This window comes from Rhizobium pisi, assembly GCF_003938655.1.
GTDB classification, from domain to species: domain Bacteria; phylum Pseudomonadota; class Alphaproteobacteria; order Rhizobiales; family Rhizobiaceae; genus Rhizobium; species Rhizobium pisi.
The window spans coordinates 109342-123504 of sequence record NZ_RJJT01000010.1 but is presented as its reverse complement, the minus strand read 5'-3'; the positions used below and the strand labels follow the sequence as shown (position 1 = coordinate 123504).

General features: G+C 61.0%; 12 protein-coding genes. 5 read left to right on the top strand and 7 right to left on the bottom strand.

The genetic code is table 11. The annotated features are described in order from the left end of the window. The first annotated feature begins 109 nt into the window (after positions 1-109). Both EFD55_RS15700 and EFD55_RS15695 read left to right on the top strand, forming a co-directional pair. The gene (locus tag EFD55_RS15700) at positions 110-1648 is read left to right on the top strand and encodes an MDR family MFS transporter (protein WP_125845965.1); all 1539 of its coding nucleotides are present in this window, start codon (positions 110-112) and stop codon (positions 1646-1648) included. A gap of 390 nt (positions 1649-2038) precedes the next feature. After that, positions 2039-3583 (top strand): M48 family metalloprotease, encoded by a 1545-nt coding sequence (locus EFD55_RS15695; protein ID WP_125845964.1) that lies wholly within the window; start codon positions 2039-2041, stop codon positions 3581-3583. Between the two features lie 109 nt (positions 3584-3692). Here the strand turns inward: EFD55_RS15695 and EFD55_RS15690 are convergent, their stop codons facing one another. The 5 genes from EFD55_RS15690 to EFD55_RS15670 form a co-directional block, all read right to left on the bottom strand. Continuing rightward, complete coding sequence (locus tag EFD55_RS15690; RefSeq protein WP_018244054.1) at positions 3693-4556, bottom strand: RNA polymerase factor sigma-32; 864 nt, start codon at positions 4554-4556, stop codon at positions 3693-3695. 375 nt (positions 4557-4931) lie between these two features. Then, complete coding sequence (locus EFD55_RS15685; RefSeq protein WP_125845963.1) at positions 4932-5504, bottom strand: CarD family transcriptional regulator; 573 nt, start codon at positions 5502-5504, stop codon at positions 4932-4934. Between the two features lie 394 nt (positions 5505-5898). Then, positions 5899-6237 carry a ferredoxin FdxA gene (fdxA, locus tag EFD55_RS15680; RefSeq protein ID WP_064649774.1) on the bottom strand — a complete coding sequence of 113 codons (339 nt, stop codon included), beginning with the start codon at positions 6235-6237 and terminating at the stop codon, positions 5899-5901. 193 nt (positions 6238-6430) lie between these two features. Further along, entirely contained in the window at positions 6431-6835 is a 405-nt protein-coding gene (locus EFD55_RS15675; protein WP_125845962.1) for an RNA-binding S4 domain-containing protein, read from the bottom strand. A 2-nt stretch (positions 6836-6837) separates the two neighbouring features. Beyond that, positions 6838-9990: a helicase-related protein gene (locus tag EFD55_RS15670; RefSeq protein WP_125845961.1), complete on the bottom strand. Its 3153-nt coding sequence runs from the start codon at positions 9988-9990 to the stop codon at positions 6838-6840. A gap of 798 nt (positions 9991-10788) precedes the next feature. Between EFD55_RS15670 and EFD55_RS15665 the strand changes: the two genes are divergently transcribed. The 3 genes from EFD55_RS15665 to EFD55_RS33185 all read left to right on the top strand — a co-directional run bounded on the left by EFD55_RS15665 (position 10789) and on the right by EFD55_RS33185 (position 11590). Continuing rightward, positions 10789-10944, top strand: coding sequence for a DUF3309 family protein (locus EFD55_RS15665; protein WP_017962528.1), 156 nt, complete (start codon positions 10789-10791; stop codon positions 10942-10944). Positions 10945-10970: 26 nt separating this feature from the next. After that, positions 10971-11225 (top strand): YMGG-like glycine zipper-containing protein, encoded by a 255-nt coding sequence (locus EFD55_RS15660; RefSeq protein ID WP_125845960.1) that lies wholly within the window; start codon positions 10971-10973, stop codon positions 11223-11225. Between the two features lie 209 nt (positions 11226-11434). Then, a complete protein-coding gene (locus EFD55_RS33185) occupies positions 11435-11590 on the top strand; it encodes a hypothetical protein (RefSeq protein WP_165504875.1) in 156 nt (51 codons plus the stop codon). A gap of 364 nt (positions 11591-11954) precedes the next feature. Here the strand turns inward: EFD55_RS33185 and EFD55_RS15655 are convergent, their stop codons facing one another. Then, entirely contained in the window at positions 11955-12680 is a 726-nt protein-coding gene (locus tag EFD55_RS15655; protein WP_125845959.1) for a beta-ketoacyl-ACP reductase, read from the bottom strand. Positions 12681-12751: 71 nt separating this feature from the next. After that, positions 12752-13933 (bottom strand): acetyl-CoA C-acetyltransferase, encoded by a 1182-nt coding sequence (locus EFD55_RS15650; RefSeq protein ID WP_125845958.1) that lies wholly within the window; start codon positions 13931-13933, stop codon positions 12752-12754. Positions 13934-14163 lie beyond the last annotated feature (230 nt).

The following is a 14163-nucleotide window of genomic DNA, read 5'->3' as shown; positions in this document are numbered from 1 at the left end:
ACCATAACAGAGCGGGATCGGAAATTGAATATGCTCGAGTCATTCATGTGCCATTGACAAATATATGCTGACAGCACATAAAAGCGTATCCAATCGGAATGACACCCTCATGGACATGCAACTCGCGCCTGCGCCGCTCGTGACGGATCCTCGTCGCCGGCTTATCCTCTTCTTCTTCCTGATGACGGCCATGTTTATGGCAACGCTGGACAATCAGATCGTTTCCACGGCGCTGCCGACGATCGTCGGCGAATTCGGCCATCTCGAGCGCTTCGGCTGGATCGGCTCCGCCTACCTCCTGTCGCTGAGCGCCGTCATGCCGGTCTATGGTAAGCTCGGCGATCTCTTTGGCCGCAAATATGTAATGATGGCAGCGATCACGATCTTCACGGTGGGATCCGCGGTCTGCGGCCTTGCGATCTCGATGAACACGCTGATCGCCGCCCGCGTGCTGCAGGGCCTCGGCGGCGGCGGCATCATGGTATCGATCTTTGCCATCAATGCCGACCTGTTCGAGCCCCGCGAGCGGGCGCGCTATCAAAGCTATTCCAGCCTCGTGCTGATGGCCTCGGGCGCGATCGGCCCCGTGCTCGGCGGCACGATGAGCGATCTCTTCGGCTGGCGTTCGATCTTCCTGGTCAACGTGCCGATCGGCTTCATCGTGCTGACCGGGCTTGCCTTCATGCTGCCCTATCGCAAACCGCATCGCCGCCCCAAGATCGATTATGCCGGCGCCCTGCTGCTCGCGCTCACGACGACGAGCATCGTGCTTGCCACCGACAGCAGCGAACTGTTCGGCGCGTTGGTCTCGCCTGAAAGTATCGGCATTGTCGCCTTCGGCGTCGTCTGCGCCGTCGCCTGGGTATTCACAGAGCGTCGTGCGCCCGAGCCGATCGTTCCCCTGCAGCTCTTCCGCAATTCAACGTTCAGCCTGCTCCTGGTGATATCGGTCATGGGCGGCGCCATCGCAATCGGCATGGTCAACTACCTCGCTCTCTTCCTGCAGACCACGACCGGCCTTTCGCCGTCCGCCGCCGGCCTTCTCTTCATCCTCCTGACCGGCGGCCTCGTCTGCGGGTCTCTGTCGGCAGGCCGCATCATCTCGAAGACGGGACGCTACAAGCCCTTCGCCATTGCAAGCCTCAGCTGCAGCGCCGTTGCCTTCGCGCTGATGTCGCAGATCCACGCAGGAACGCCGATCGCTTTCATCGGTGCGATCATGATGCTGCACGGCATCGGCATCGGCCTTGCCCAGCAGGTTCCCGTCATCGGCGTGCAGAACGCAGCACCCGCCCGCGACGTCGGCGCAGCCACCGGCTCGGTGACGTTGTCGCGCATGGGGGGCGCCTCGATCGCCATATCCATCTATGGCGCCATCATTGCCTCCGGGCTCGGCAAGGTCGGCGTCTCCATTCCCGGCGTCGCCGATATCGAGCAGTTGACACCGAAGATGATGGCGTCTCTTCCCGAAGCGAGCCGCCAGGCCGTCGCCGATATCTATGCTGCTGCTTTCTCGCCCCTTTTCATGACCTCCTGTGGCATTGCGCTGATCGGCCTGACGGCCGCCTTCATGCTGAAGCCCGTGCAGCTGCCTCGCGCCGGCGAAACGAAGATGGCACCAAAACCGGCGGCGGAGGCTGCGGAATAATTCGGATTGCATCCGCAGAACGCTTCACCAGGAGGCGTTCGCTTTCGTGATAAACTATCCTTGATTGCAATTTTCTCGCAGAACTGCCGTTGTTGAACTGGTTGCCGCAATCGGCCCGTTCTTTTTCGCCGTTGCCGACGAATCTGGGCTTTGTGATGGAACTTTCGCCATAATTTCATCCGAGCGAAGGGGAAGCTTCAACCTCCAATGCTTGCCAAAATGCAACGGCGCCACATTTAAGCAGAGTCTCGCTATGCAACCGATGCGGAAATCAGCTACAGCAACGACGTGTATCGGCCGTTTGTGCAGTGCGAGATCAGGGGTGCGCACCTGTTGAATCCCCCTGGCGACAGCCGGTCCGAACCTGCAGCAAACCGGCAAAACAGCGACATGATGCGGAAAACCAGACTGGACGGCTTGACGACGTGGAAATCGCCCGCGCTTTCCAGTGACGCCATCTCTGCGCCGCGCCGCTTCGCACGGAGCCTGATGCTGCTTTCGGCCCTCGCTATGGGGTTGAACGGCTGCCAGTCGCTGATCGAGCAGTCCTATCAGCCGAGCGTGTCGCCCTCTTCCAATCCGCAGATCGTCGACGAGGTCCAGAAGAACGATCCGCGCGCAGCAATGGGCGCCCGCGAGCATCCGCGCATCGTGGCAAGCTATGGCGGCGAATACAAGGATGCCAAGACCGAGCGCCTCGTCGCCCGCATCGCCGGCGCACTGACGGCAGTGTCGGAAAATCCGAGCCAGTCCTATCGTATCACCATCCTGAACTCGCCGGCGATCAACGCTTTTGCGCTGCCGGGCGGCTATCTCTACGTCACCCGCGGCTTGCTCGCCCTTGCCAACGACGCATCCGAGGTCGCCGCCGTGCTGTCGCACGAGATGGGCCACGTGACGGCAAACCACGGCATCGAGCGACAGAAGCGCGAAGAGGCTGAGGTGATCGCCAGCCGCGTCGTTGCCGAAGTCCTGTCCAGCGATATCGCCGGCAAGCAGGCGCTTGCCCGCGGCAAACTCCGGCTCGCCGCCTTCTCCCGCCAGCAGGAGCTGCAGGCCGATGTCATCGGCGTACGCATGCTCGGCGAAGCTGGCTACGACCCCTATTCCGCAGCCCGTTTTCTCGATTCCATGGCGGCCTACAGCCGCTTCATGTCGGTCGATCCCGAAGCCGACCAGAGCCTCGACTTCCTGTCGAGCCATCCAAACTCGGCCCAGCGCATCGAGCTTGCCCGCACGCACGCACGCGCCTTCGGCCAGGAAGGCTCGGTCGGCGACAAGGGCCGCGATTACTATCTCGACGGCATAGACGGCCTGCTCTATGGCGACAGTCCGGAGGAAGGCTATGTGCGCGGCCAGACCTTCCTGCACGGCGGCCTCGGTATCCGCTTCGACGTGCCACCGGACTTCAAGATCGACAACAAGGTCGAAGCCGTGATGGCGACCGGCCCGAACGACATCGCCGTCCGCTTCGACGGCGTCGCCGACAATCAGAACCAGAGCCTCACCAACTATATCTCCAGCGGTTGGGTGACCGGCCTCGACCCGTCGACCATCCAGCCGATCACCATCAACGGCATGGAAGCCGCCACCGCGCGCGCCAGCGCCGATCGCTGGGATTTCGACGTCACCGTGATCCGCAACAATTCGCAGATCTTCCGATTCCTGACCGCCGTGCCGAAGGGCAGCGATGCCCTTGAGCCGACGGCCAACGTCCTGCGCACAAGTTTCCGGCGAATGACGCCGGCCGAAGCAGCCTCGCTGAAGCCGCTGCGCATCCGCGTCGTCACTGTCCGACCGGGCGAGAACATTTCGACGCTCGCCGCCCGCATGATGGGCACCGACCGCAAGCTCGATCTCTTCAAGCTCATCAACGCCCTGCCGATGGGCGCAGCCGTTTCACCCGGCGACCGCGTCAAAATCATCGCCGAATAAAAATGCCCGGCTCGCGCCGGGCCAGTCTGTGCTGCTGGAGGTAAAGCATGTCACGCAAAAGCGTGCGGCGGTTTTGCGTCCGGAGTCGCGTGGAAACAAAGCTCTAGATTCAGGCGTAGGCGGCCATATGCGGATCGGCGCTGACGAGCGCGCTGCGAAGCTTCTCCATCGCCCGGCTTTCGATCTGGCGCACGCGCTCCTTGGAAATGCCGAGATCGGCGCCGAGCTCTTCGAGCGTGGCGCCGTCTTCCGCCAGCCTCCGAGCGCTGATGATCTTCATCTCGCGTTCGTTCAGATGTTTCAGCGCCGAGGCGAGCCAGACGCGGCGGCGTTCACCGTCGATCATGTTGGAAACCTGCTCGTCCGGCAGGGGATCGTCACTGACGAGGAAATCCATCTTCTCCGCGCTCTCGGCATCGCCGGAGACGGAAGGCGCCTGCAGCGAGGCATCGTTGCCGGAAAGCCGCGCATCCATGGTCTGGACATCGGCCAGGCTGACGCCCAAGGCAGCAGCGATTTCCTGGTGGATGGATTGCAGCGTCAGCTGGGTATCGCCTTTGGCGAGCTTGGCGCGCAGGCGGCGCAGGTTGAAAAACAGCGCCTTCTGCGCTGAACTCGTCCCGCCGCGCACGATCGACCAGTTGCGCAGGATATAGTCCTGGATCGAAGCCCGGATCCACCAGCTTGCATAAGTGGAAAAGCGCACGTCGCGTTCCGGCTCGAAGCGGGCGGCAGCCTCCAGCAGGCCGACATAACCCTCCTGCACGAGATCGCTCATCGGCAGCCCGAAATTGCGGAACTTTCCGGCCATGGAGATGACGAGGCGCATATGGGCCATCGCGATCTGGTTGCGGGCGCCGCGGTCGTCATGATCCTTCCAGCGGGTGGCGAGATCGTGCTCTTCCTGACGGGCGAGATAGGGGGCGGCCATCGCGATTTTGATCATGCGCCGATCTGCAGACATGTTCTTCATTTCGATCTCCTGAAACAGGCCTCTCGCCCTAAATGAACAATAAAACACACCTTCCGGAACATCGCTGTCCGGACCGAATGGGGTTCTGAATGCATAAAGGCCTCGCCCCTGGACTTTTCAGGGGGAGGCCCTATTTCTCATCATGTGCCGTTAAGACGGCCGGGCTGGACCTGTTTCTTCACGTTGCCGGATGGGCAATATTGAAAAGGCATGATCCGCTCCTCACCGAACATTGACGGAATACCGGTTCGCCGACGAGGCCATGGCCCGGCGAACAGTCCACAATTACGTGTGTTAACGCGGCAGCCGGGAAAAAGTTCCAATAAAAAAACCCGGCACAACGGCCGGGTTTTTGATAGGGAAAACAGGGTCGCCTTATGCGGCTTCGTCCTGCGAATCCTCTTCTTCGATCGCCTTGCCGCGCTTCGGACCCTTGTTGAGATTGGTCTCAACCAGGCGAACGGCTTCGGTTTCCGACATCTTGTTGACGGCGGCGATTTCGCGCGCCATGCGGTCGAGCGCAGCTTCATAGAGCTGACGCTCGGAATAGGACTGCTCGGGCTGGTTTTCGGCACGATAGAGATCGCGCACCACCTCAGCGATGGAAATCAGGTCGCCGGAATTGATCTTGGCGTCATATTCTTGGGCGCGGCGGGACCACATGGTGCGCTTGACGCGCGCCTTGCCCTGCACGACCTTCAAAGCACGCTCGACGAAATCCGTTTCCGAAAGCTTGCGCATGCCAATGCTCATGGCCTTCGCAACCGGAACCTTCAGGCGCATCTTGTCCTTCTCGAAATCGATAACGAAAAGTTCGAGCTTCATGCCGGCAACTTCTTGCTCTTCGATAGCGGTGATGGTACCGACGCCATGAGCGGGGTAGACAATCGATTCACCGGTCTTGAAGCCGTGACGTGCTGTAGAAGGCTTTTTCTGCTGAGTCGTCATTCTATTCAAAAACTCCCTGTTACGCTTCCGGCGGCGGCCGGAGCCGGGTCAGTCAGGCCCGGGTGAGACGGTGATATCCGTCGGGTGACTTCACTCTGGTCCCATCAGGCAAAAGCAAATGTTACTTGCGCGCGATCTTGGGACCCGACGCTCAAGGCGTTGATATGTCACGGAAACCGCGGAACGGATTGGTTTTGCTTTCGTGATGGTTTTGGGCATGCGTCATGCCACAAATGGAACAGTGCACGAAACCTATCATAAAAATATGAGGAAATCAATAATTTGCTTCACGTGAGTCATGCGGGCAACACACGTCACCCATATGCTACACGCAGGATTTAAAACGTTTCATCCCGTTGCCGCCCGAATCCGGTGACCGGACACGGGTGCTGCCTCAGTCGCCGGAGCCGGGCTTTTCCGAGAAATACTTCTCGAACTTTCCGGCCTCGCCGTCCATCTCCTTGGCCTCCGGCAACGGATCTTTCTTGACCGTGATATTCGGCCAGATGGTGGCATATTCGGTGTTGATCTTCAGCCATTTGTCGAGGCCCGGCTCGGTATCGGGCTTGATGGCCTCGGCGGGACATTCAGGCTCGCAGACACCGCAATCGATGCATTCGTCGGGATGAATGACGAGGAAATTCTCGCCTTCATAGAAGCAGTCGACGGGGCAGACTTCCACGCAATCGGTGTATTTGCACTTGATGCAATTGTCGGTCACGACATAGGTCATGAAGAACTCCAGGATTTCCATGCGGTGGGGCCGGGCAACCTGGAACGTCGCGCCTATCCCCGTGCCGGAAGAAAAACGTGGACAGGCTTGGGAGGCAAGCACGCTTCCGGCAGGTTGTCAGTCAACTATCGGCTTTGGCGGCGGATTTCAAGGATAAACGATCTGCAAAAGCGGCCACCTCGGACAGAGTTTTCTAATCCTCGTCCGACATCAGTCTGTCGATTGCGCGTCTGTCCTTTTTGGTCGGCCGGCCCGAGCCGGTCGCCCGGATCGCCTGCTCGTAAGGCGTGAGACGCTTTGCCTCGTCCGGCGGCGGGGACAGGTCTTCGTAAAGCAGGCGCGCCTCCTCGTAAGGCCCGCGCCGTTCGCCGGCAAGACGCACGACGAGAACGACGTCACGCCGCTCCAATGTCAGCTCGACACGGTCTCCCGGCTTGATCATCTGGCTCGGCTGGCTGCAGCGCTCGCCGTTGATGCGCACATGGCCGGATTGGACATGGCTCTGCGCCAGCGAGCGCGATTTCACCATGCGCGTGAAGAAAAGCCACTTGTCGATGCGCTGGCGCGAACCGCTTGTCGGCTGTGTCTCCCCGCTCATGATTACTTCTTCATTTGCTCCTTGAGAGCCGCGAGCTTGGCGAACGGCGAATCCGGATCGATCGGCTTCTCCTTGCGCGGCGGCTTGGCCTCGAAGCGCAGCGGCTGCGAGCCCCGATTGTTGTTGCGGTCGTTGCGATCGTTACGCTCACCGCGATCCTTGCGGTCGCCACGGTCCTGCCGGTCGCCGCGCGGCTGGTCCTTGCGATCGCCTCTCGCCTGCTGCGGCTTGCCGCCGTCACGGCCGTCGCCGTCCTTGCCGCGGTTGGGGCGATTGTTGTCGCGGCCGTCACCGCCGCGATTTCCTTCGCCGCCGCCCGGCCGGCGATTGCGGTCGCCGCGTTCCTGCTGGTTCTGACCGCGCTCCTGGCCGCCACGGCGCTCACCATGGCCGCCGCGCGCCTGGCGCTGATTGTCGTTGCGGCCGCCGAGACGCCAGAGGAGGACCGGCTTCGGCTCCACCGGCTCGCCGGTTTCCCCAAGAGCGGCCACCGCCTCTGTGGGAGCAGATGCTTCCGCCGCTTCGGTCGGAGCCGTTTCCGCGACAGGTGCCTCGGTTGCGGGCGCCTCGGCGGCAGTCTCTTCGGCTGCTGCGTCGGCATCGTCGTGATCGGCCTTGTCGGCCGTCTCTTCCGCGGCCGTTTCCGTCGAGGCAGCAGGCGCGGAGGTCGCATCCTGCGTCGCAAGATAGGCCGATGCCTCTTCCGCCTTCACCGCATCGGCGCGATAGCCGAGGCCTTTGAGAATTTCTTCCATGTCCTCGAGCGTTGCGCCGAGGATCGACAGCATCGCCGTCGTCGTCGTGAAGCGGCGGCCGTCGTAGGCGCCCTCCGGACGGTTGTTCTGGCCGGGCTTCCACTGCAGCAGCGGACGGATGATATCGGCAAGCCGTTCCAGAATGTCGATACGCACGGCGCGCTTGCCGAGGAAGCGGAAGCCGGCGAGCTTGTAGAACATCCGCTCGAAGCTCGGATCGGTGACGACGGAGGTGCGGCCGGCGGCGAGCACGGGAATGAGATCGCCGTAACCGGGCTTGTCGAGACCGTCGTTCTTCAATGCCCAGAGCAGCGTAATAAGCTCGGCAGGCGCGGGCTTCAGAAGTGCCGGAACGAAGATATGGTAGGCACCGAACCGCACGCCATAGCGGCGCATCGAGGCGCGCGCCTCCTGGTCCAACGACTTAACTTCCTCGGTCACGTCGCGGCGGAAGAGCACGCCGAGATTCTCGACGAGCTGGAAGGCCAGCCCCTTGGCGAGACCCTGCAGATCTTCGGCGCGCGACAGATCGTCGAGCGCCTTCAGCACCGTGCTGATATGATGATTGACGAAGCGTTCTATCCGGGCGGCGACGTGATCGCGGGCATTGCCCGTCAACTGTTCGTCGGCCAGAAGGATCACGCGCGGACGCATGATGTGATCGCTGCCCGACAGCCGCCCCACCGGGTCGCCGAGCCAGCGGATCAGCCCGTCCGAACCGATCGCCAGATCGCTGTTGCCCGCGGCATGCATCCGCGCCGCTCGGGCTTCGAACTCGAGCGCGAGCGCCTTCTGCGACGCAGCCTGAACCGCCTTGGCATCCGGTCCATCCGTTCCCGCCACCGGCGTGAAGCGGAATCCGCTCAATTGCCCTACATGATGTCCTTCAACGAAGACATCGCCATTCACACTGATTTCAGCTTCCAGCATCGCATTCTCTCTCAGGCGCTTCATGAGCACAGATGTCCTGCGATCAACAAAGCGTTTCGTCAACCTCTCATGTAACGCATCGGACAATCGATCTTCGATTTCCCGCGTCTTTTCCTGCCAATGTGTCGGATCGGCCAGCCAGCCGGGACGATTCGAAACGTAGGTCCAGGTCCTTATCTGCGCGATTCGCGCCGAAAGCGTGTCAATTTCCCCATCTGTCCGATCGGAGCGATGAACCTGCTCCGCGAGAAACTGTTCGTTCACCGTGCCATAGCGCACGAGATCGGAAAAGAGGGTCGAAATAAGATCGGCATGTTGTGCCGGGGTAATACGCCGGTAGTCGGGAAGCGCACAAGCCTCCCAGAGTTTTTCGACGCGCTCGGGCCTATCGGCAAGATCGATGATCTCGGGGTAGCGAGAAAGCTGCTCCAGCGCCTGTTGGTCGACGGCCGGCAGTGCCCGCGTCAGCCCCGGCACGCGCGGCCCTACTTCGAGGCTGGCGCGCAACGACGGGATCGAGGAGAAATCCATCGCGGTCGTGCGCCACTGCAGAACCTTGACGTTGTCGAATTCATGCCCCTCGATACGCTGCACCAGTTCCTCGTCGAAGGGCGAGACCTGCCCGGTGACGCCAAAGGTCCCGTCGCGCACGTGCCGGCCGGCGCGCCCGGCGACCTGGCCGAGTTCGGCCGGATTGAGATTGCGAAACTGGTAGCCGTCGAATTTCCGGTCCTGGGCGAAGGCGACGTGATCGACATCGAGATTGAGGCCCATGCCGATCGCATCGGTCGCCACCAGATATTCGACGTCGCCCGCCTGATAAAGCGCCACCTGCGAATTGCGGGTGCGGGGGCTCAGCGCCCCCAGCACGACCGCCGCGCCACCGCGCTGCCGGCGGATGAGCTCGGCAATGGCATAGACCTCGTCGGCCGAGAAGGCGACGATGGCCGAGCGCTGCGGCAGCCGAGTGATCTTCTTCTGTCCGGCGTAGAAAAGATGCGAAAGCCGCGGCCGCTCGACGACGGTGATGCCGGGCAGAAGCTGCTGCAGGATCGGCCGCATCGTCGCCGCGCCGAGCAGCAGCGTTTCCTCACGGCCGCGAAGATGCAGGATGCGGTCGGTGAAGATATGGCCACGCTCGAGATCACCGGCGAGCTGCACCTCGTCGATCGCGACGAAAGCGGCCTTGGTCTCACGCGGCATTGCCTCGACGGTGCAGACGGAAAACCGCGCATTGGGCGGCGAAATTTTTTCCTCGCCGGTGACGAGCGCCACGTTCTGCACGCCGACCTTCTCGACCACCCGCGTATAGACCTCGCGCGCCAGAAGCCGGAGCGGCAGGCCGATCACGCCGGTCCCGTGCGCGACCATGCGCTCGATGGCATAATGGGTCTTGCCGGTATTGGTTGGTCCGAGCACTGCGGTCACACCGCGCCCGCTCAGAATCATCGGCTGCGAAGTCAGAGTCATGGATCCATGCAAACGAGGCCAAAGGCCCCAGGAAAATCTCGCTCCCCCAGATTGAAGCACAGAACACATGGACAGCCGCCGCCGCAAACGCAAGGGAAGATTTCAAAAATGCCACCGGGATTGCGACCTTTACGAGTCCTGCGGAACATCCGCTTTTGCGATTCGGAACAGCGTGAGAACGAATCAGCGACGAATCGCTGACTCCAGCTGATTCAGCTTTTGTTCACGGCTAAGTATTGATTTTGAATCACTTTTTCCCACTAGATGCTGAATCGTGTGACTCCCGCTCCTTCGCATTTTCGCCATCGCGATCCATCGTGTCTGACGGATCGCCGGCAATCGAAAATTGCGCCCGAAATTAACCTCTCGACCAAAGCCGGAACGAATCGGAGACGAATCGCTGACCGCGCCATTTTCGCCTTTCGTTCACGACCACATCTGGTGGCGAAGCAGCACCGGAACGCTAGATGCGGATCGCCGACAGATCTCCTCGTCTTGTATCCCCGCATCGGCATTAATCTTTGGAAAGCCGGATTCAGAAGACGTTAAGCCGAAGTGGCCGAGAGCGGCGCGTCGATCAAAAACGGAACGAATCGCTGACGAATCGGCGACATTGCAACTTTCCCGCTTTGTTCACCGCAACATATTGTATTTAAATGCCTTTTTAACCATATGAGCGATTTTCCGGAATGACGGAGACCAGAGCGCGCCACATTTCCAGCGCTGAACCGGGAACAAAAATCGCCAATGCGTGTTTCTCGTCCATCGAAAATGCGGATGAAATGAAGGGAACATACCATGCTTGGAACGATACTTCTTATTATCCTCATTCTGCTGCTGATCGGAGCCTTGCCGAATTGGGGCTACAGCCGTGGCTGGGGCTATGGACCTTCCGGCGGTTTGGGGCTAGTTCTCGTCATTATCATTATCCTTGTACTAATGGGCCGCATCTAAAGGCCACCAAACTGGGGAGTTACGACATGATGAAGAAGATTGTTCTTGTTGGCGCACTCGTCGGCGCTCTGGCATCCTGCACGGCGACCGAGCAAGGCACGGCGATCGGCGCCGGCACCGGCGCGGTCATCGGCGGTGTCGTCACCAACAGCTGGGGTGGTGCCGCCGTCGGCGCCGTTGCGGGTGGCCTGACCGGTGCGCTCATCGGCCATTCGGTCGAGCGCCGCGGCTACTGCATCTATCGTGACCGCTACGGCCGCCGCTACGAGGCTCGTTGCTGATCAGCAACCCATATCGGACTCCCAACGGGCGCTTCAGCGCCCGTTTTCTTTTTCATCCGTCAATATGGCGTTGACGATCGGTCGCGAAAGTCAAACCTACCGGCACTCAAAAGGCAGGCGCATATTTCCTTCATGAGCGCAAAGGCAGGCACGAGCCCGCCACCCGGGGCAGGCAGAAGCCGCCTCACGCGCCTGAAAGGAACTCTTCCATGGCACAGATTTTCCTGAATTCCGCCGTCGCCGTTCTCATCGCATCGGCATTCCTGATGACCGCAATGTCAGCCCTTCGCAATGAAGGCCGCTCACTACGAAAAGTGCCGGTCAAGGTCCGCGCACAACGGCACCCGACCGACCGCCGCTCTTAAGCTTTCGCGAAACAGCCACCAGTCTGGCATCGCTCTCGTGCCTATCCGCTTCGGGGGAACGCGCACTCCCGGTGTCATCCTCGGCCTTGTGCTGAGGATCTGCTGCGTATCGATTGTGCGTAGATGCTCGGGACAAGCCAGAGCATGCCGAAGAGAGGCGTTGGCGGACTTTCTGAACAATCCGAGCGCGTCCTGCCGGACGCGCCATCACTTTCAATCCACACATGACCCTTTCGAAAATCGATCTCGATTTTCGGGCTGGGTGCTAAAGCATGTCGCGCAAAACTGTGCAGCGGTTTTGCGCGACATACGTAAGAACAAAGACCGAAAGCGCGGGGAACGAATCTGAAAGATTGCGACCCGATTAGGCGAAGAACTGCCCGCCATTGGCGCTCAGCGTCGAGCCGGTGATGAAGCCGGCATCGTCGGAGACAAGGAAGGTGACGCAGCGCGCGATCTCTTCCGGCTCGCCAAGACGGCCGACCGGAATCTGCGGGATGATGCGTTCGTTCAGCACCTTCTCCGGCACGGCAAGCACCATCTCCGTTCCGATGTAACCGGGGCAGATGGCGTTGACGGTGATGTTTTTCGCCGCGCCTTCCTGGGCCAGCGCCTTGGTGAAGCCTAGATCGCCGGCCTTGGCCGCGGAATAGTTCACCTGGCCCATCTGGCCCTTCTGGCCGTTGATGGACGAGATATTGACGATACGGCCGAAGCTGCGGTCGCGCATGCCGGTCCAGACCTGGTGAGTCATATTGAACAGGCCGCTGAGGTTGGTATTAATCACCTCGTGCCACTGCTGCGGCGACATTTTGTGGAACATCGCATCGCGGGTGATGCCGGCATTGTTGACGAGAATTTCGACCGGTCCGATCTCGCTTTCGATCCTGGCTATTCCCTCGCCGCAGGCGGCGTAGTCCGAAACATCCCATTTGAACACGGCAATGCCGGTGGCGTCGTGGAAGGCTCTGGCCTTCTCGTCGTTGCCGGCATAGTTGGCCGCAACCCTGTATCCGGCGTTTTTCAACGCCAGCGATATGGCTGCACCGATGCCGCGAGTACCCCCGGTGACCAAAGCCACTCTGCTCATGTTCCGCTCCCCTTTTGTTTTTTGTCCCGCCACCCGGCAGGACTTTTAATCAAACTCGGATCGTATGCTATTTAAAGTGCTTCGAAGCACATGGCGACACCCATGCCGCCGCCGATGCAAAGGGTGGCAAGGCCCTTCTTTGCGCCGCGCCGCTTCATTTCGAACAGCAGCGTGTTGAGAATGCGTGCGCCGGATGCGCCGATGGGATGGCCGATCGCGATCGCGCCGCCGTTGACATTGACGATGCCGGGATCCCATCCGAGATCCTTAGTGACGGCGCAGGCCTGCGCAGCGAAGGCCTCATTGGCTTCGACGAGATCAAGATCGCCGACCGACCAGCCGGCCTTTTCGAGCGCCTTGCGCGAAGCCGGGATCGGGCCGGTACCCATGATTGACGGATCGACGCCGGCCGTTGCCCAGGACACGATACGGGCGAGCGGCTGGATGCCGCGACGGACAGCTTCCGCCTCACTCATCAGCACTGCCGCGGCGGCGCCGTCATTGAGGCCGGAGGCATTCGCGGCGGTGACCGTGCCTTCCTTGTCGAAGGCCGGGCGCAGCTTGCCCATTGCCTCCAGCGTGGCGCCGTGGCGGATATATTCGTCGGCATCGACGGTCACGTCGCCCTTGCGGGTCTGGATGACGTAGGGGATGATTTCGTCGGCAAAGCGGCCAGCCTTCTGTGCCGCCTCCGCCTTGTTCTGCGAGGCGACGGCGAACTGGTCCTGGTCGTCGCGCGAAAGTTGCCACTGACGCGCGATATTTTCAGCGGTGACGCCCATGTGATAGCCGTGGAAAGCGTCGGTCAGACCGTCCTTGATCATGGTGTCGACCATCTTCATGTCGCCCATCTTGACGCCGCCGCGCAGATGCGCGGCATGCGGCGCCATCGACATGGATTCCTGGCCGCCGGCAACGATGATCCTGGCGTCGCCAGTGGCGATCTGCTGCATGCCGAGCGCCACGGCGCGCAGGCCGGAGCCGCAGAGCTGGTTGACGCCCCAGGCTGTTGCTTCCTTCGGAACGCCGGCCTTCATCGCTGCCTGGCGGGCAGGATTCTGGCCTTCGCCGGCGGCAAGCACCTGGCCGAGGATCACCTCGTCCACCTCGGCGGCATCGACGCCGGCGCGAGCAAGCACCCCCTTGATGACGGCCGCCCCGAGCTCATGCGCGGGAACTGTGCCGAAAGCGCCGTTGAACGAACCGACCGCTGTTCGCCCTGCGCTAGCGATGACGATGGATGAATTGCTCATGGGGACGCTCCTCGTTTTTCGTCTCACTTACATAAGTGGAAACTGGCAAAGCTTTGACCACAAGTCAAACGCGAAGACCGGGGGTCGCCATTTTTCGCCGGTAGCTGCCAAAGCCGATTCATCTGCTCTGTTAAAGGTTTGCCGCATCGCACAAAGAGATTGTCACCGGCCTTCTTTTGCGTTTACAGTCTCAAGTGGAGGAACATCCATAAATCAGACGGGGGTTCAGG